General features: G+C 63.8%; 14 protein-coding genes and 2 pseudogenes. 8 read left to right on the forward strand and 8 right to left on the reverse strand.

Annotated features, from left to right (window positions below):
* The first annotated feature begins 490 nt into the window (after positions 1 to 490).
* The 5 genes and pseudogenes from JQ604_RS37495 to JQ604_RS37510 all read left to right on the forward strand — a co-directional run bounded on the left by JQ604_RS37495 (position 491) and on the right by JQ604_RS37510 (position 3263).
* The gene (locus JQ604_RS37495) at positions 491 to 787 is read left to right on the forward strand and encodes a HigA family addiction module antitoxin (RefSeq protein WP_249159237.1); all 297 of its coding nucleotides are present in this window, start codon (positions 491 to 493) and stop codon (positions 785 to 787) included.
* Between the two features lie 193 nt (positions 788 to 980).
* Positions 981 to 1088: pseudogene (locus tag JQ604_RS42250) on the forward strand (AAA family ATPase); the annotation flags it as partial.
* A 66-nt stretch (positions 1089 to 1154) separates the two neighbouring features.
* Complete coding sequence (locus JQ604_RS42255) at positions 1155 to 1637, forward strand: AAA family ATPase (protein ID WP_433996326.1); 483 nt, start codon at positions 1155 to 1157, stop codon at positions 1635 to 1637.
* 145 nt (positions 1638 to 1782) lie between these two features.
* A complete protein-coding gene (locus JQ604_RS37505) occupies positions 1783 to 2322 on the forward strand; it encodes an SRPBCC family protein (RefSeq protein ID WP_212365777.1) in 540 nt (179 codons plus the stop codon).
* Positions 2323 to 2324: 2 nt separating this feature from the next.
* Positions 2325 to 3263, forward strand: a complete 939-nt coding sequence (locus JQ604_RS37510) for a cytochrome D1 domain-containing protein (RefSeq protein ID WP_212365778.1) — start codon at positions 2325 to 2327, stop codon at positions 3261 to 3263.
* Between the two features lie 90 nt (positions 3264 to 3353).
* Here JQ604_RS37510 and JQ604_RS37515 read toward each other — a convergent pair whose 3' ends face one another.
* The 7 genes from JQ604_RS37515 to JQ604_RS37545 form a co-directional block, all read right to left on the reverse strand.
* Complete coding sequence (locus JQ604_RS37515) at positions 3354 to 4280, reverse strand: nucleoside hydrolase (RefSeq protein WP_212365779.1); 927 nt, start codon at positions 4278 to 4280, stop codon at positions 3354 to 3356.
* 29 nt (positions 4281 to 4309) lie between these two features.
* Entirely contained in the window at positions 4310 to 4951 is a 642-nt protein-coding gene (locus tag JQ604_RS37520) for an HAD-IA family hydrolase (protein WP_212365780.1), read from the reverse strand.
* Positions 4952 to 5038: 87 nt separating this feature from the next.
* Complete coding sequence (locus tag JQ604_RS37525; RefSeq protein ID WP_212365781.1) at positions 5039 to 5602, reverse strand: DinB family protein; 564 nt, start codon at positions 5600 to 5602, stop codon at positions 5039 to 5041.
* A gap of 8 nt (positions 5603 to 5610) precedes the next feature.
* On the reverse strand, positions 5611 to 5937 hold the full coding sequence (locus JQ604_RS37530; protein WP_212365782.1) for a hypothetical protein: 327 nt from the start codon (positions 5935 to 5937) through the stop codon (positions 5611 to 5613).
* 188 nt (positions 5938 to 6125) lie between these two features.
* On the reverse strand, positions 6126 to 9098 hold the full coding sequence (gene uvrA / locus JQ604_RS37535; protein WP_212365783.1) for an excinuclease ABC subunit UvrA: 2973 nt from the start codon (positions 9096 to 9098) through the stop codon (positions 6126 to 6128).
* A 304-nt stretch (positions 9099 to 9402) separates the two neighbouring features.
* A complete protein-coding gene (locus tag JQ604_RS37540) occupies positions 9403 to 10158 on the reverse strand; it encodes an outer membrane protein (protein ID WP_212365784.1) in 756 nt (251 codons plus the stop codon).
* Between the two features lie 261 nt (positions 10159 to 10419).
* Entirely contained in the window at positions 10420 to 11184 is a 765-nt protein-coding gene (locus JQ604_RS37545; RefSeq protein ID WP_212365785.1) for an outer membrane protein, read from the reverse strand.
* Between the two features lie 441 nt (positions 11185 to 11625).
* On the opposite strand from JQ604_RS37545, the gene JQ604_RS37550 reads away from it, so the two are divergent.
* The 3 genes and pseudogenes from JQ604_RS37550 (at position 11626) to gyrA (ending at position 15749) form a co-directional block, all read left to right on the forward strand.
* On the forward strand, positions 11626 to 12117 hold the full coding sequence (locus JQ604_RS37550; RefSeq protein ID WP_212365786.1) for a single-stranded DNA-binding protein: 492 nt from the start codon (positions 11626 to 11628) through the stop codon (positions 12115 to 12117).
* 267 nt (positions 12118 to 12384) lie between these two features.
* A pseudogene (locus JQ604_RS37555) lies at positions 12385 to 12782 on the forward strand (DUF2306 domain-containing protein).
* Between the two features lie 237 nt (positions 12783 to 13019).
* A complete protein-coding gene (gyrA, locus tag JQ604_RS37560) occupies positions 13020 to 15749 on the forward strand; it encodes a DNA gyrase subunit A (protein WP_212365787.1) in 2730 nt (909 codons plus the stop codon).
* A 157-nt stretch (positions 15750 to 15906) separates the two neighbouring features.
* Here the strand turns inward: gyrA and JQ604_RS37565 are convergent, their stop codons facing one another.
* Positions 15907 to 17817, reverse strand: a complete 1911-nt coding sequence (locus JQ604_RS37565; protein WP_433996324.1) for a potassium transporter Kup — start codon at positions 17815 to 17817, stop codon at positions 15907 to 15909.
* Between the last annotated feature and the right edge of the window lie 12 nt (positions 17818 to 17829).

Below are 17829 nucleotides of genomic sequence, written 5' to 3' on the forward strand. Positions count from 1 at the left end.
ACAGGTTCGGCGGAGGCATCCGGCCTTCCCTGCGCGATGGCTTTACGGCTTATACGTGCTCGCCCTGGTGAGACTCTGCTTTTGTGCCACCATCATCCACGATCGGCTTTGGACCTTTCGCAGACTTGCCACCAACATCGGGGCGGCAGGCCCACACGACTTCACCGTCCGCCTTGCGCACACACGCCTGTTGCACGCTCGGCGGCCACCGCATCTTCACCCACGTCCGTGACGTTCGCGAAACGCCCCTCGTGTCGGGTGAGGTGGACATATTGTTAGCATAATCGGAAGTTCGCGTAAAGAGGAATATTTTTGCTGGGCGCCCTTGCGTTGTCGGGCAAATCAGCGGTCTAATGTCAGCGGGAGCGCTATGGTCCGTGGGCGCGAAATACGGGCAATGGGCCATGACGGTCAATGATCGCTGGCGAATCTGTTTCGAATTTCGCAAAGGCGATGCATACGATGTCGAGATCGTGGACTATCACAAGGGATGAGTGCTTTGGCTCCAATCGTACATCCAGGTCGTTTCCTCAAGCGTGAATTGACGGCACGCCAACTGAGTGCAAACCGGCTGTCGCTCGATATCGGCGTTCCGTCAGGTCGCATCACGGATATCCTGAACGGGCGTCGTGGTATCACAGCCGATACGGCGGTCCGCCTGGGGCGCTATTTCGGCAATAGCGCGCAGTTCTGGCTCGATTTGCAGGGCCAGTATGACATCGGGGTTGTCGAGCGGGAGAAGGGGGCCGAGATCGCGAAACGCGTCAGGCCGGCTGACGCAGCTTAGGCAGCGAGGATTGACCGCCGCTTGCGCAACCCGCCGCGTCGCGGGAAAAAATGGCGGATGACGCTCCGCTTGGATTTCCGGAATGGCCTACAAGCGCAACCGCACCATCAACATGCCGGCGCCGTATCTGCGGCGGGTGTGGCTCGACCCTGAGCGCATCCCCAATCGTGCGGCCTATCCATTCGTGCTGCCATTGCTGCGCGACGATTTCGAGCTGAGCTTCGACAAGGCGATCACCATCATCGTCGGCGAGAACGGTACCGGCAAATCGACGCTGCTCGAGGGCATCGCCGTGATGGCCGGCTATGATGATGCCGGCGGCGGCAAGGGGTATCGGCCGGTTGATCATCGTGGGGCGGTGGAGAAGATGGGCGGGACCCTGTCGCAGGCGCTGCGCGCGAGCTGGCTGCCCAAGATCACCCATGGCTGGTTTTTCCGGGCCGAGAGCTTCTTTTCCGTCGCGAGATATGTCGATCAGGCCGCGCTGGACGTTGGCGACGCTCCGCCCGATTTCCTTTCCTACTCCCACGGCGAGGGTTTTCTCCGCTTCTTCGAGGAACGCTGCCAGCGCCAGGGCATCTTTATCTTCGACGAGCCGGAATCGGCGCTGTCGCCGTCGCGCCAGATCGCGTTCCTGAAGCTGCTGCACCGGATGGACGCGTCCGGCCACTGCCAGGTCATCATGGCGACCCATTCGCCGATGCTGATGGCCTATCCCAACGCGACGCTGCTGCGGTTGACGAAATATGGGCTCGAGCCGGTCAGCTTAGAGGATACCGACCACTACAGGGTGATGCGCGAGTTCTGCGACGATCCCGGCGGGTTCGTGGAGGCTGTGATCGCCGAATGACGGACGCTTGTCTGCCGGGGAAGGCGGGCCGCCATGACTTCGCTCTGGTGCAAGAAGCTGGTCTCCCGTCCGGACTAGAATTGCGTCATAAATGAGCGTCGGCGCGCCATGCGGCGTGGCCCGAGAAAAAACGTGAGGAAACAAGATGAAGGAAACGATCGGGAAGGCTGCTGTTGTGGCGGCCGCGCTGGCGCTCATTGGCGCCGCCTGGGCGCACGGGCCGACCCGCCAGAAGGTGCGGGAATCGATCGAGATCAACGCGCCGCAGGAGAAGGTGTGGGCGGCGCTCGCCAATTTCCAGGACATGAGCTGGCTGCCGGGCGTGACCAAGACCGAGGGCGCGAAGGGCAACGAGATCGGCGCGACGCGGCGGCTGACCTTGACGGGCGGCGCCACCGTCGACGAGGAGCTTTACAAATACGACGCGGCGATGATGAGCTATTCGTACCGTATCACGGCTGTCGACGTGAAGGTGCTGCCGGTCACCAACTATTCCTCGACGCTGTCGGTGTCGCCAGCGCCGGACGGCAAGGCGAAGGTGGAGTGGACCGGCGCGTTCTATCGCGGCTTCCCCAACAATGATCCGCCGCCGGAATTGAGCGACGAGGCTGCGGTGAAGGCGGTGAGCGGGCTTTACAAGGCCGGGCTCGAGGGGCTGAAGAAGAAGATCGAGAGCGGCAGCTAAAAGTGCGGGTGCTTGCCCTCGCGGCGCTGCTGGCGAGCCTCAGCGCTGCGCAGGCCGAAGAAGCGTTCGTTACCAACCAGCTCAGCGACTATCTGATGGTGGTCGATCTCGCCACCGCAAAGCCGGTCGCGACGATCCCGATCGGCGGCAAGCCGGCGGGGGTGGCGGTCACCAACGACGGCCGGTTTGCCTATGTGACGAGCCCGGATGCCAAGGCGGTCACGGTGGTCGATGCGGCCGCGCGCAAGGTGGTCGGGAAGATCGACGTCGGTGGCGGCCCCCTTGGGATCGCTGTCGCGCCTGATGGCAAGACGGTCTATGTCGCCGACTGGTACGCCGCCGCGGTGCGGGTGATCGATGCCGGGACACGAAAGGTCGTGGCCAGCATCGCGGTCGGGGCCTCGCCGTCGGGGCTTGCGGTGACGGCGGACGGCAAGTGGCTGCTGTCGGCCGATCGCGACGACGACAGCGTCTCCGTGATCGACACCGCGACGCGCGAGCGGAAGGCGACGATCAAGGTCGGCACGCGTCCGTTCGGCGTCACCATCGATGCCGAGGGCGAGCGCGCCTACACCGCCAATGTCGGCTCCAACGACGTCTCGGTGATCGACATCGCCGCACGCAGCGAGATCGGCCGGGTGGCCGTGGGGCTGCGGCCCTATGCGGTCGCGCTGGCGCAGGGCCGCGGCTTCGTCACCGATCAATATGGCGGCACCGTCAGCATCTTCGATCTCGCGACGCTGAAGCCGCTCGCGCGGATCAATGTCGGCGATTATCCGGAAGGGATCGAGGCGACCGCGGACGGCAAGCGCATCATCGTGGCGAATTGGGAGAGCAACACGCTCAACGTGATCGACGCCGCCGAGATGAAGGTGATCGGCGAGATCAAGGTCGGCGACGGCCCACGCGCGTTCGGGGCGTTTTTGCGGAGGACGGAGTAAGGTTCGGTAGGGTGGGCAAAGGCGCGCTTGCGCCGTGCCCACCTTCCACGCCGTGCTCGTGATGGTGGGCACGCTTGCGCTTTGCCCACCCTACGATGTCTTCGACGCGGCGAAGTCTCTCAGCTTCAAGAAGAAGTTCCGCAGGATCGGATTGCGATGGACATGCGTCACGTAGCGGATCGCGTGGCGCCTGCGATCGACGCTCCAGGTCATCTGCTCCGTCAGCACCGGCGCGGGGATGATCACGCTCGGTGCCCACTGGGCATCGAGCAGCCAGCCGACCGGCGCCATGTCCCAGATCTCCTTGGCCCAGCCGAGATGATCGGACGAATACTCCTTGAAGCGCATCGCCAGGAAGGCGCCGATCGCGCCGTGCGGCTCGACGTGGCGCTCGATCTCCGGCACCGTCGAATGCAGATGCGAGGTGACGCCGCGGCACGGCACCAGCACCAGCGGCACGCCGCTGTCGAGCAGCACCTGCGCGCCGCCGACATCCTGCTTGAGATTGAACTCGACCGTATCGGGCCATTCCAGCGCATGGCCGCCGAGCCAGACCACGACGACGCGATCGATGATGTCGGGCGCCTCCAGCAGCGCGGAGGCGACGTTGCTGATGGCGCCGATCGCGATGATGTACAGCGGATAGTCCGGCGATCCGCGGCGCGCCCGCGCGATCATGTCGTCGACCGCGGGCGCTGGGCGCGGCTGTTTCGTCGGCCCCACGTAATCGGTGACGCCGCGATGCACCAGGTCGTCAGGCGAGATCTGGAGCCGTTCCAGCAGCCGCAGGATCTCCTGATAGCTCAGCTCCATGCCGTCGCCGGGTGAGGTCGCGCGCGCATTGAAGAACGGCGCGGCATAGATCGCCTCGACGTCAAAACGATCCGGCGACAGCAGCATCTGCACGATCGCGAACTGGTCGTCGATCTCGTTGTAGGTGTCGGTGTCGAGCACGACGCGGATTTTGCCTGACGGCGGGGTCAGGAGTTTGAGGCGGGCGGCTTCGGTGATTGTCATTCGTTTCTCTCCAGCCGGCGAAGTCGGCGTCAGGCCCGTTGTCGCATCGGACAGAGCGTCTCCGCAATATCGCCGATCCGCTCGAACATATGGTCCGGCCGATGCGCCCGCAGCGCCGCCGGCGCGGCATAGCCCCAGCGCACCGCGCCGCAGGCGATGCCGACGGCGCGCGCGGCCTCGATGTCGCGGACCTCGTCGCCGATTGCAATCACCTCGGCCGGGGAGACGTCGGCCCGCCGGATCACGCGCCTGAATTTCGCCGGCTTGCCGAACAGCGACGCCGCGCAATCGAAATGCGCGAACAGCGCGGCGGCGTCGCCGAGCTTCTGCCGCGCATTGGCTTCGCTGTCCGACGTCACCAGCGCCAGCCGGATGCCGCTGTCGGACAGCCGCTGCAGCATGGCCTCGGCGCCGTCGAACAGCGCGATCTCAGCTGCCGCCTCCGCCTTCAGCCGCCGCACATGCCGCGCGATCGCCGGCAGCTTCCACAGCGGCACCTGCAGCTGGTTGAGGATCTCGCGCGTCGAGGCATGCCGCAGTCCCTCGACATCCGCATCCGCCACCCGTCGAAAGCCGAAGCGGTCGGCCACGTCGTTGATGGTGCGCCGAAACCACGGAAAGCTGTCGGCCAGCGTGCCGTCGAGATCGAAGATGGCGAGGGAGGTGGGCATGAATTCCAGGCGTAAGGCGGGTTAGCGGAACGTAACCCGCCGCTTCCTGTTGAGGAAGAGTGGCGGATTACGCTGCGCTAATCCGCCCTACGACTTCCACACCGTCTCCTCGGTCCAGCCGAGCTCGGCGAACTCGGCCGCCCGCAGCGGCGCTTCTCCCTCGGCAAAGAACTCGTCGAGCTGTGGCGGCGCGATGGATGTCCCTGACAGCATGGCATGCGCCTGTCCGCGATGATGGATCTGGTGCTGGAACAGATGCATCAGCAGCCGGTCGCGCCGTTCGGTCTGCACCCGCGTGTCGCGGTTGATCCTTACGATGCCATCGAGCAGATCAGGCGTCAGCGCGTCGCAGATCGCGATCAGGCGCCGGTCCATCGCGGCTTGCGCGAGCTTCAGCGCGGCAGGGGACGGGTAGGGCACCTCGTTCGCCCACGCCGCCGGCCCGAGCCAGCCGCCCTCAAGCGCATCGATGTAGAAGAGGTCGATGACGTAGATGTGGTTCAGCGTGCGCTGCAGGCTCGGAAAGAAGCCGGTGCGGTGGGCTTCGAATTCCGGCTGGTTCAGTGCGGCGCAGGCGGTGAGCAGCCGGTGGTTGGCCCAGGCGTTGTTGTAGGCGAAGGCGCGGTAGGTTTGGATGAGGCCGGTTGACACATTGGCTCTCAAGCAGATTTTGCGTTTGCCTTTTTGAGTTCTTTTGCGAGATCAGTTCTGTACTCATCGACGCTTTCGAAGAACGTCTCGTGCGATGTGTATACCTTCCCATTAGGCAGTCGCACGGCGAACCGATCAAGGCGCCCATCCTCCGCGGTTATGGGGACGAGAATGCTACTATCCGGGTTATAGATGAATGCAACTACTGGCTTCCATTCCAAAGTTGCCGGAAGAACCTCGTCACCAAAAGTGTCTTCGTATTCTCGATAAGCCTCATACCCCGACTGCGCCGGAATCAATTGTTCACCGATAGCCATGAGAGCGCCGTCGGTCATGAAGCCCGATCGGGACGAGCCATCCTGCAAGATTACAGAGACGTTGTCCTTACCTGGCTCGTGAGCTCGTTCCCGAATCTCCACGACGTAGCGAAGGTTTATGTAACTAGTACCCAACTGGATAAACATAGCTTTCTGTTTCCCTCTGTTTCGAAAGATTCAGGTGCTTGATCGTATTTATTGCTGACCTACTCCGCTGCCTCGCTCGCGCTGCTCTTCCGCGGCTTGTTCGCCTTCTTCAGCACCGGGGCCAAAAACTTGCCCGTATAGCTCCGCGGCGCTTTCACGATGTCCTCCGGCGGGCCCCAGGCGACGATTTCGCCGCCGCCGTCGCCGCCTTCGGGGCCGAGGTCGATGACCCAGTCGGCGGTCTTGATGACTTCGAGATTGTGCTCGATCACGACGACCGTATTCCCTTGGGCGACCAGCTCGTGCAGCACCTCCAGCAGCTTGGCGACGTCGTGGAAGTGCAGGCCGGTGGTGGGCTCGTCGAGGATGTAGAGCGTGCGGCCGGTGGCGCGTTTTGACAATTCTTTTGCCAGTTTGACGCGCTGGGCTTCGCCGCCCGACAGGGTCGTCGCCTGCTGGCCGACATGGATGTAATCGAGGCCGACGCGGTGCAGGGTCTGGAAGGTCTCGCGGACGCGCGGCACCGCCTTGAAGAAGTCGGCGGCTTCCTCGACGGTCATGTCGAGCACGTCGGCGATGCTTTTGCCCTTGAACAGCACCTCCAAGGTCTCGCGGTTGTAGCGCTTGCCCTTGCAGGTGTCGCAGGTGACATAGACGTCGGGCAGGAAGTGCATCTCGATCTTGATGACGCCGTCGCCCTGGCAGGCCTCGCAGCGGCCGCCCTTGACGTTGAAGGAGAAGCGGCCGGGCTCGTAGCCGCGCGCCTTCGCTTCGGGGAGGCCGGCGAACCATTCGCGGATCGGCGTGAAGGCGCCGGTATAGGTCGCGGGGTTGGAGCGCGGGGTGCGGCCGATCGGCGACTGGTCGATGTCGATGATCTTGTCGATATGCTCGAGGCCCTCGATGCGGTCGTGCGGCGCAGCGCCCTCGCTGGCGTTGTTGAGCTTGCGGGCGATGGCGCGGTAGAGCGTGTCGATCAGCAGCGTCGACTTGCCGCCGCCGGAGACTCCCGTCACGCAGGTGAACAGGCCGAGCGGGATCTCGGCCGAGACGTTCTTCAGATTGTTGCCACGGGCGTTGACGACCTTGATGGTTCGCCTGTGGTTCGGCGGCCGCCGCTCGGGGATCGCCACCGCGAGCTCACCGGTGAGGTATTTGCCGGTCAGCGACTTCGGGTTGCGCATGATCTGGTCGGGCGTGCCCTGCGCCACGATATGGCCGCCATGCATGCCGGCGCCGGGGCCGATGTCGAGCACGTAATCGGCGAGGCGGATGGCGTCCTCGTCATGCTCGACCACGACCACGGTATTGCCGAGGTCGCGGAGTCTCTTGAGCGTGTCGAGCAGGCGGGCATTGTCGCGCTGGTGCAGGCCGATCGACGGCTCGTCCAGCACGTAGAGCACGCCGGTCAGGCCTGAGCCGATCTGCGAGGCGAGGCGGATGCGCTGGCTCTCGCCGCCGGACAGCGTGCCCGACGAGCGCGACAGCGTCAGATAGTTCAGGCCGACGTCGAGCAGGAAGGTGAGGCGCTCGCGGATCTCCTTCAGGATGCGCGCGGCGATCTCGTTCTGCTGCGCGTTCAGCGATGCCGGCACCGTCTCGAACCATTCGCCGGCGCGCTTGACCGAGAGCTCGGAGATCTCGCCGATATGCCTGGCGCCGATCTTGACGCACAGCGCCTCGGGCTTCAGCCGGTGGCCGTTGCAGCCGGCGCAGGGGATGTCGGAGAAATACTTCGCCAGCTCCTCGCGCGCCCACTCGCTCTCGGTCTCGCGATAGCGGCGGTTGATGTTGGTGATGACGCCCTCGAACGGCTTCTTGGTGTCGTAGGAGCGGACGCCGTCCTCGTAGGAGAACTTGATCTCGTCGTCGCCGGAGCCGTGCAGGATCGCGTTCTGCGTCTTCTTGGCCAGGTCCTTCCACTTGGTGGTCAGCGTGAACTTGTAGTGCTTGCCGAGCGCGGTCAGCGTCTGGATGTAATAGGGCGAGGACGACTTCGCCCATGGCGCGATCGCGCCCTTGCCGATCGCAAGCTCCTTGTCGGGGATGACGAGGTCTTCGTCGATATGCTGCTCGACGCCGAGGCCGCCGCAGGCCGGGCAGGCGCCATAGGGATTGTTGAACGAGAACAGCCGCGGCTCGATCTCGGGGATGGTGAAGCCGGACACGGGGCAGGCGAACTTTTCCGAGAACAGGATGCGCTCGGGCCCGCTCTTGTCGTGGATCTTCGCGGTCTTCTTCTTTTCCTCGGCGGGTGCCGCGGCCGGCGTATCGGCGAACTCGATCACGGCGAGACCCTCGGCGAGCTTCAGTGCGGTCTCAAAGCTCTCGGCGAGGCGCTGGGCGAGGTCGGGGCGCACCACGATGCGGTCGACCACGACGTCGATGTCGTGCGGGAATTTCTTGTCGAGCGCAGGCGCATCGGCGAGCTCGTAGAAGGTGCCGTCGATCTTGACGCGCTGAAAGCCCTTCTTGAGGTACTCGGCGAGCTCCTTCTTGTACTCGCCCTTGCGGCCGCGCACGACCGGCGCCAGCAGATAGAGGCGGGTGCCTTCGGGCAGCGCCAGCACGCGGTCGACCATCTGCGAAACGATCTGGCTCTCGATCGGTAGGCCGGTCGCGGGCGAATAGGGCACGCCGACGCGAGCCCAGAGCAGGCGCATGTAGTCGTAGATCTCGGTGACGGTGCCGACGGTGGAGCGCGGGTTCTTCGAGGTCGTCTTCTGCTCGATCGAGATCGCAGGAGACAGGCCGTCGATCTGGTCGACGTCGGGCTTCTGCATCATCTCGAGGAACTGGCGCGCATAGGCCGACAGCGACTCGACATAGCGGCGCTGGCCCTCGGCATAGATGGTGTCGAAGGCGAGCGAGGATTTGCCGGAGCCCGAGAGCCCCGTGAACACCACGAGCTTGTCGCGGGGAATCTCGACGTCGATATTCTTCAGATTGTGTTCGCGCGCGCCGCGGATGGTGATGGCGCGCGAAGAGGAGCCGGCGTTGTTTTGGCGCTTCGCCTTGAGCACTTCATCCATATCGACAATTCCAGGCGCGTGAGCCACGCCGCGTTTGGACGCGCGCTGCCGAGGCTTTCGGGAACGGGCGCCGATGGGTGTGTGAAAACTGGAACGTAGGAAGAACGAGCGCGGATTACCAGAGCCGTGTTGTGTCCATCAACCAATAACTTGCGCTTTGGCGGCAGGCGGCAGCAGGAACTTCGTTTTGACGCGTTTTCTTCACGCGAACCGGTGCCCACTTCGCGCGAAAACGCTATGGCGGACACGAAAAAGGCCGGCGCGAGGCCGGCCTTTCCGAACTTGATGTCGCTTTTCGCGGTGATCAGTACTTCGCGACGACCGGGCCGCCGAAGGTGTAGTTCACGCGAACCGTGGCCAGGTCGACGTCCTGCTTGATGCGATCGGTACGATCGAAGATGCCGACGACGCTCATGTTGACGTTGCGATTGCCCATGAACAGGTGGTTGTACTCGAACGCCACCGACCAGTTCGGAGCGAAGCCGACTTCGATGCCGGTGCCGACTGCGCCACCCCAGCGGGTTTCGCTGGCCGAGTCGAACACGACGCCAGCCAGCAGGCCGTTGTACTTGTTGCTGGTCACTGCGGCGCCGCCCTTGACGTACCAAAGCACGTTGTTCCAGGCGTAGCCGACCTGACCCGTGAACAAGCCGAAGGCATCGATCTTGGTCTGGTTGACGATCGGAGCGAAGGCCGCCGGCGAGCTCGCATTCGAGCCCTTGAAGTCGGCCCAGTTGCCCTGCGCTTCGAGGCCGAACACCCAGTTGGCGGCCTGCCAGCGATAGCCGATCTGACCACCGACCGTGCCGCCGGTTGCATCGTGGCAACCTTCCGGGATGGGCCCGACCGGGCCGAAGCCGACGACGTTGTTGAGGTCCCAGCAATTGTGCGACGAGCCGTAGCCGCCGTTCAGGCCGACGTAGAAGCCGCCCCAGTTGTAGATGGGTGCAACGACCACCGGAGCCTTGGTGTACGGACGGGCTGCGAGGTCGGCAGCCATGGCGGGAGCAGTTGCAGTCAAAACACTCAAAGCGGCCGAGGCCAGCAGAAACTTTTTCATATCAGAAGTCCCAGTCCCGTTTTCTTGTTCTCGCTCCCAGCCCCTGGGAGGAGTGCCGGGCGCTGCCGCCCGACTCCATCGTGCATACACGAGGCTTACGGGAAGTTGTGTATCCGAACAGCAACAATACTCGGAATTGTGCACGTTGAAGGGCACTTTACGGCCGCGGCACACGCGGCGCGCGCAAACAAAAAGGCCGGCGCAAGGCCGGCCTTTCGTATTGCATGATGTCCGATCAGTCGATCAGTACTTGTCAGTCGATCAGTACTTGGCGACGACCGGGCCGCCCCACTTGTAGTTCACGCGGACAGTGACGAGGTCGACGTCCTGCTTGATGCGGTCGGTCCCGAAGAACAGACCGGCGGGGAAGCCGCCGGCGCCGTTGGTGGTGAAGTTGTAGGTGCGGTCCTGCATGAACATGTGGTCGTATTCGATCGCAGCCGACCAGTTTGGTGCAAAGGCGTATTCGAGGCCGGCGCCGACCACGCCGCCCCAGCGGGTGTCGTCGTTGGTTGTCGCGACAACGGTGTCGGTGCCGGTCAGGCTGACGCGGAAGCGATCCGCGGTGACGGCGGCGCCGCCCTTGACGTAGAACAACACGTTGTTGGCGGCATAACCGATCTGACCCGTGAACAGGCCGAATGCGTCGATCTTCGACTGGTTGGTGAAGATGCCCGGGAACAGCAGGCTGTCATTGCTGCCGCGGAGGTCGGCCCAGTTGCCCTGGGCTTCGAGGCCGAACACCCAGGTGCCGGCCTGCCACCGATAACCGATCTGGCCACCGGCAACGCCTCCGGTCGCGTCATGGCAACCTTCCGAGCCGATGAAGATGCCAAGGGGCACTGCGTCCCAGCACTTGCGGCTCGAACCCCAGCCGCCGTTGGCGCCGACGTAGAAGCCGGTCCAGTCATACACCGCGGCGACCATCGGGGGCGCCTTGGTGTAGGGACGCGCAGCCAGGTCAGCAGCGGATGCCGGCGCGGCGAGCGCGACCAGTGCAACCGTTCCCAGCAAGAACTTCTTCATCGTCACTCTCCAGCTCTTGGCCACTTCCCGTCCCGGAAGCGTTTCAGACGCGAGCGCCCGCTCGTTGAGAAAATCTATACCCTGATTCAACCGCTGGGGCCGTCTCCCAAAAGCCACACTCGCGCCAGAACTGCGGCCCGCTCAAGGCAATGAATTGTTTAGAGATTTTGCAGGGCGCCGGGCCTCGGGTGAAACCTCGGCGGCGCGACAGGGCATTGTGATACCGTCGTCCGGGGTGCTACGGCAGGTTGTTGAGAACGAAACTGGAACATTCTTGGGGGCGATGCTATATGTGGGGATAACAGGGATTGCCGCGCAATCCCGGAAGCGGCGAGGACGGGCGTTGCGTATAGCTCTCCCTCGCTGCGCCTGACTTGTAAGTGGCGAAGGTTGAGAGTGGCGGCCGATGTCCGGCGCCCGGTAAGAGTGGAGATTGAAGCGATGGCGGGAAGCATAAACAAGGTGATCCTGGTCGGTAACCTCGGCAAGGATCCGGAAATCCGGCGGACCCAGGACGGGCGCCCGATTGCAAACCTCTCGATCGCGACATCGGAGACCTGGCGCGACAAGGGCACCGGCGAGCGCAAGGAAAAGACCGAGTGGCACCGCGTCGTGATCTTCAACGAGGGCCTCTGCAAGGTCGCCGAACAGTACCTGAAGAAGGGCGCCAAGGTGTACATCGAGGGCCAGCTGCAGACCCGCAAATGGACCGACCAGAGCGGCGTCGAGAAGTACTCGACCGAGGTCGTGCTGCAGGGCTTCAACTCCAACCTGACCATGCTCGACGGGCGGGGTGGGGGAGGCGGCAGCTTCTCCGATGACGGCGGCAGCGATTTCGGCTCCTCGGGTCCGGTGAGCTCGGCGCCGCGCCGCGCCGTCGCGGCCGGTGGCGGTTCCCGCAACAGCGACATGGACGACGACATCCCGTTCTGATCGGGAGCGACGTCCGGCAGTTCTCAGATCTTCCGATTTGCCCGCTTCTCCGTGATGATCTTTCACGGAGAAGGCGGGTTTTTCATTTTCAGATATGGCCGATGTAAACTATCGATATTTCGATATAAGATTTTGGAGTCACAAGTGTAATTTAAGAAATGAATTATTGTTCTTTTCTATGCAAGTGAGCCCATGTGAATATTATTTACATTGTTGCGTGCCGGCGCTAATATTCGCCGCAGGATCAACACCGCTCAGGGCCGCACCATGAGCCTCACGCCTCTGCTCGATGCCGCTCCCGCAATCCCGCTTCATGCCTTTGCCGCGATGGCCGCCTTCGTGCTCGGCACCGTCCAGCTCGCTGCCCCCAAGGGAACCCTGCCGCACCGGAGCTCGGGTGGGTCTGGGTGGCGCTGATGCTGGTCGTGGCCGGCAGCTCGTTCTGGATCCACCAGATCCGTCTGCTGGGCCCCTGGAGCCCCATTCACCTGTTGTCGATCTTCTCGCTGGCGATGCTCCTCGTCGGAGCGTGGGCCGCGCGAACGGGCAATGTCCGTCGTCACAAGCTGACGATGATGGGCATCTTCTTCGGCGCGCTCGTCATCGCCGGGCTCTTCACCTTCATGCCCGGGCGGATCATGCATGCGGTGGTGTTTGGGCAGTGAGCGAAGCGGCGAATAGCGAATAGGGAGTAGCGACTAGAGGGAAGCCAAAGGGCTTTCTCTTCGCTATTCGCCACGCGCTATTCGCGTCCCTCGCCGGAGTTCCCGATCGCCCGTCGTCGACCTTCTAAGTGCATGAAAAAACGAAGGGAAAAACCGCTTGCCGGGGGCTTGCGAGGGTGGTTATCAGGCCTTCGATGGGCTATATGATTCCCCAGCAGAACTGAGCGGATTTTCCCTTTGTCCGATAACGAGAACGACAAGCCCGGCGAGCCGCCGGTGCCTTCCGATATTCGTCCCGTATCCATCCTCGACGAGATGAAAAAGTCCTACCTCGATTACGCCATGAGCGTGATCGTGGCGCGGGCGTTGCCGGATGCGCGCGACGGCCTCAAGCCGGTCCACCGCCGCATCCTGTACTCGATGCACGAGCAGGGGCATACGCCGGACAAGAAGTACGTCAAATCCGCCCGGGTGGTCGGTGACGTCATCGGTAAATACCATCCGCACGGCGACCAATCGATCTACGACGCGATGGTCCGCATGGCGCAGGATTTCTCCATGCGCGTGCCGTTGATCGACGGCCAGGGCAATTTCGGCTCGATCGACGGCGATCCGCCGGCCGCCTACCGATACACCGAAGCGCGCCTGACCCGGTCGGCGCAGGAGGTGATCGGCGACATCGACGAGGACACCGTCGACTTCCAGCCGAACTACGACAATTCCGAAAAGGAACCGTCGGTCCTGCCGGCCAAGTTCCCGAACCTGCTGGTCAACGGCGCCGGCGGCATTGCCGTCGGCATGGCCACCAACATCCCGCCGCACAATCTCGGCGAGGTCATCGATGCCTGCGTCGCGCTGATCGACAATCCGGCGCTGACCATCGACGAGCTGATCAACATCATTCCGGGCCCGGACTTCCCGACCGGCGGCATCATCCTCGGACGCCAGGGCATCCGCAGCGCCTATCACCTCGGCCGCGGCTCCATTGTGATGCGCGGCAAGGTCGAGTTCGAGACCTTGCGCAAGGAGCGCGAGGCGATCGTCATCACCGAGATTCCCTATCAGGTGAACAAGGCGACGATGGTCGAGCGGATCGCCGACCTCTACAAGGAAAAGAAGATCGAGGGCATCTCGGACCTGCGCGACGAGTCCGATCGCGACGGCTATCGCGTCGTCATCGAGTTGAAGCGTGATGCGGTACCCGATGTGGTGCTGAACCAGCTCTATCGGTTCACGCCGCTGCAGTCGAATTTCCCCGCCAACATGCTGGCGCTGGATTCCGGCCGCCCGCAGACCATGACGCTGAAGGACCTGCTGACGATCTTCGTCGCGTTCCGCGAGCAGGTCATCACGCGGCGGACCAAGTTCCGGCTCTCCAAGGCGCGCGACCGCGCCCATATCCTGGTCGGCCTCGCGATCGCTGTCGCCAATATCGACGAGATGATCCGCGTCATCCGTACCTCACCCGATCCGAACACCGCGCGCGACACCCTGATGTCGCGCGACTGGGCGGCGCGGGACGTCGAGGCGATGATCACGCTGATCGACGATCCCCGCCACCGCATCAACGAGGACGGCACGATCCGCCTGTCGATGGAGCAGGCCAAGGCGATCCTCGATCTGCGGCTGCAGCGGCTGACCGCGCTCGGCCGGGACGAGATCTCCGAGGAGCTCGACAAGCTCGCGGCCGAGATCGCCGACTATCTCGACATCCTGCGCTCGCGTGCCCGCGTGCAGGCGATCGTCAAGGCTGAGCTTGCCGAGGTGAAGGACAAGTTCGCCACGCCACGCAAGACCGTCATCGTCGAGCAGGAAGGCGAGGTCGAGGACGAGGACCTGATCCAGCGCGAGGACATGGTGGTGACGGTGTCGCACGCCGGCTATGTCAAGCGCGTGCCGCTGTCGGCCTATCGGGCGCAGCGCCGCGGCGGCAAGGGCCGCGCCGGCATGCAGACCCGCGACGAGGATTTCGTCAGCCGGCTGTTTGTCGCATCGACCCATACGCCGGTATTGTTCTTCTCCTCGCGCGGCCAGGTCTACAAGGAAAAGGTCTGGCGGCTGCCGATGGCGGCGCCCAACGCGCGCGGCAAGGCGCTGATCAACATCCTGCCGCTGGAGCAGGGCGAGCGCATCACCACCATCATGCCGCTGCCGGAGGATGAATCCTCCTGGGGCAATCTCGACGTGATGTTCGCGACGACCGGCGGCAATGTCCGCCGCAACAAGCTGTCCGACTTCGTCGACGTCCGCCGCTCCGGCATCATCGCGATGAAGCTCGACGAGGGCGAGGCGATCGTCGACGTGCAGATCTGCAGCGAGCATGATGACGTGCTGCTGACGGCTGCCGGCGGCCAGTGCATCCGCTTCCCCGTCACCGATGTGCGCGTCTTCACCGGCCGCACCTCGATGGGCGTGCGCGGCATTGCGCTCGCTGACGGCGACAGGCTGATCTCGCTCGCGATCCTGCGCCATGTCGAGACCACCTCGGACGAGCGCTCGGCGTACTTGAAGATGCGTCGTGCGGTGGCCGGCGAGACGGCGGCCGAGGAGGTCGTCGCGGATGCCGAAAGCGAGGAGACGTCGGACGCGGTCCAGCTGTCGCAGGAGCGCTATGCCGAGCTCGGCGCCAAGGAGCAGGTGGTGCTGACGGTCTCCGTCAACGGCTATGGCAAGCGGACCTCGTCCTACGAGTACCGCACCACCGGCCGCGGCGGCAAAGGCATCGTCGCCATGAGCGTCAACAACCGCAACGGCAAGCTGGTCGCTTCATTCCCCGTCGAAGACGCCGACCAGATCATGCTGGTCACCGACAAGGGCCAGCTGATCCGCTGCCCGGTCGCCGACATCCGCGTCGCCGGCCGCTCGACCCAGGGCGTGATCGTGTTCGACACCGCCGAGGACGAGCATGTGGTGTCGGTCGAGCACATTCCGGAAGAGGAAAACGGCAATGGGGCGAATGGCGAGTAGTGAATGGCGAATAGGGTTTCTATTCGCCGCTCCCCATTCGATACTAGAGCATGATCCGGAAAAGTGTGAAGCGGTTTTCCGAAAAGATCATGCTCAGACAAAGAGCTAAAGCGCGATGATGATTCGACCCAATCTCATCGCGCTTTAGCCTGATCCGTTAGATCTCGATCTCGGTCCCGAACTCCACGACCTGTCCGGTCGGCACGCCGAAGAACGCGGCGGTGCGTTCGGCGTTGCGCTGCAGGAAGGCGAACAGCGATTCCCGCCACACCCACATGCCCGGAACGTCCTCGCGCGGAATGATGGTCTCGCGGCCGATATAGTAGGTGACGTCGGAGAGATCGATGCCGGGCAGCTTGCCCTGCCGGCAGGCGAGCTGCAGCCCCTCATAGATCGTCGGATACTGCATGAAGCCGTAATGCAGGATGATGCGGGTGATGCCGGGGATGACCTCGATCACCTCGGCGCGGTCCTCGTCGGCAATGCGCGGCGATTCCTCGATGAGCACGGTGGTCAGCAGCACGCGCTGATGCAGCACGTGGTTGTGCTTGACGAACTGCGTCAGGGCCAGCGGCACGCCCTTGGGTGTGGACGCCAGGAAAACGGCGGTGCCGGACAGCCGGCTGTGGCACTTGTTGACGGCGGTCTCGATCAAATCCTCTTCGGGTTGCCGTAGCTTGCCGCGGGCTTTCTCGACCAGCTTCACGCCGCTGCGCCAGGTCAGCATCAGGAATGCCACGGCCGCCGCCAGCAGCAGCGGGAACCAGCCGCCCTCGAACAGCTTCACCGAATTCGCCGCGAAGAAGATCATGTCGATGATGAAGAAGAAGCCGTTCACCGCGATCACCAGGATCGGCGCATAGCCCCACTGGATCGCGACCAGCGCAGCCAGCAGCGTGGTGATCGCCATCAAGAGCGACACCGCGATGCCATAGGCACCGGCGAGCGCATCCGACGTGCCGAACGCCAGCACCGCGCCGAGCGTGCCGGCGGCGAGCAGCCAGTTGACCAGCGGCACGTAGATCTGGCCGATCGCGTCGCTTGTGGTGTGCTGGATATGCATGCGCGGCAGGAAGCCGAGCTGGATCGACTGCTGGGTCAGCGAGAACACGCCGGAGATGATCGCCTGCGAGGCGATCACGGTGGCGAGCGCCGACAGCGCAACCAGCGGGTAATGCGCCCAGTCGGGGGATAGCTGGAAGAAGGGGTTGTCGATCGCGGACGGACCGGTGATCAGGAGTCCGGCCTGGCCAAAGTAGTTCAGCACCAGCGCCGGCAGGCAGATCGCAAACCAGGCGAGCCGGATCGGGAAGCGGCCGAAATGGCCCATGTCAGCATACATGGCCTCGCCACCGGTCACCGCCAGGAAGGCTGCGCCGAGGATGGCGAAGCTGATGTGGAAATCCTGGTGGATCAGGAAATTGAAGGCATACCAGGGGCTCAGTGCCGCCAGCACCGTGGGCGCCTTGACGATGCCGTGGATGCCGAGCGCGGCCAGCACGACGAACCAGCCGAGCATCACCGGGCCAAAGATCTTGCCGATGAAGTTCGTGCCTTGCTTCTGCATTAGGAACAGGCCGACCAGAATCACGATGGTGATCGGGACCACCGCCGGCGCCAGCGACGGCGCGTCGACCTTGAGGCCTTCGATCGCCGACAGCACCGAGATTGCCGGCGTGATCGCGCCGTCGCCATAGAGCAGGGCGGCGCCGATCAGGCCGACCACGAGCAGGTGCGCGCGCCAGGTTCCCGACTGCGCGTTACGCGCCGAGAGCAGCGCCAGAAGGGCGACGATGCCGCCTTCGCCGCGGTTGTCCGCGCGCAGGATCAGCATGGCGTATTTCAGGGAGATGATGAGGATCAGCGCCCACAGGATCAGCGAGACCACGCCGAGCACGGCGTCATTCGTGACGGCGCCGCCATGGGCGGCGGCCTTGGCGGCTTCCTTGAAGGCGTAAAGGGGGCTGGTGCCGATGTCGCCATAGACGACGCCGAGAGCGCCGAGGGTCGTTGCGATGGGCAGCGGGCTTGGATGATGACCTGTCGATGCAACAGCAGACGTGGACACGGCTGGACCCCC

This window comes from Bradyrhizobium jicamae, assembly GCF_018130695.1.
GTDB classification, from domain to species: Bacteria; Pseudomonadota; Alphaproteobacteria; order Rhizobiales; family Xanthobacteraceae; genus Bradyrhizobium; species Bradyrhizobium jicamae_B.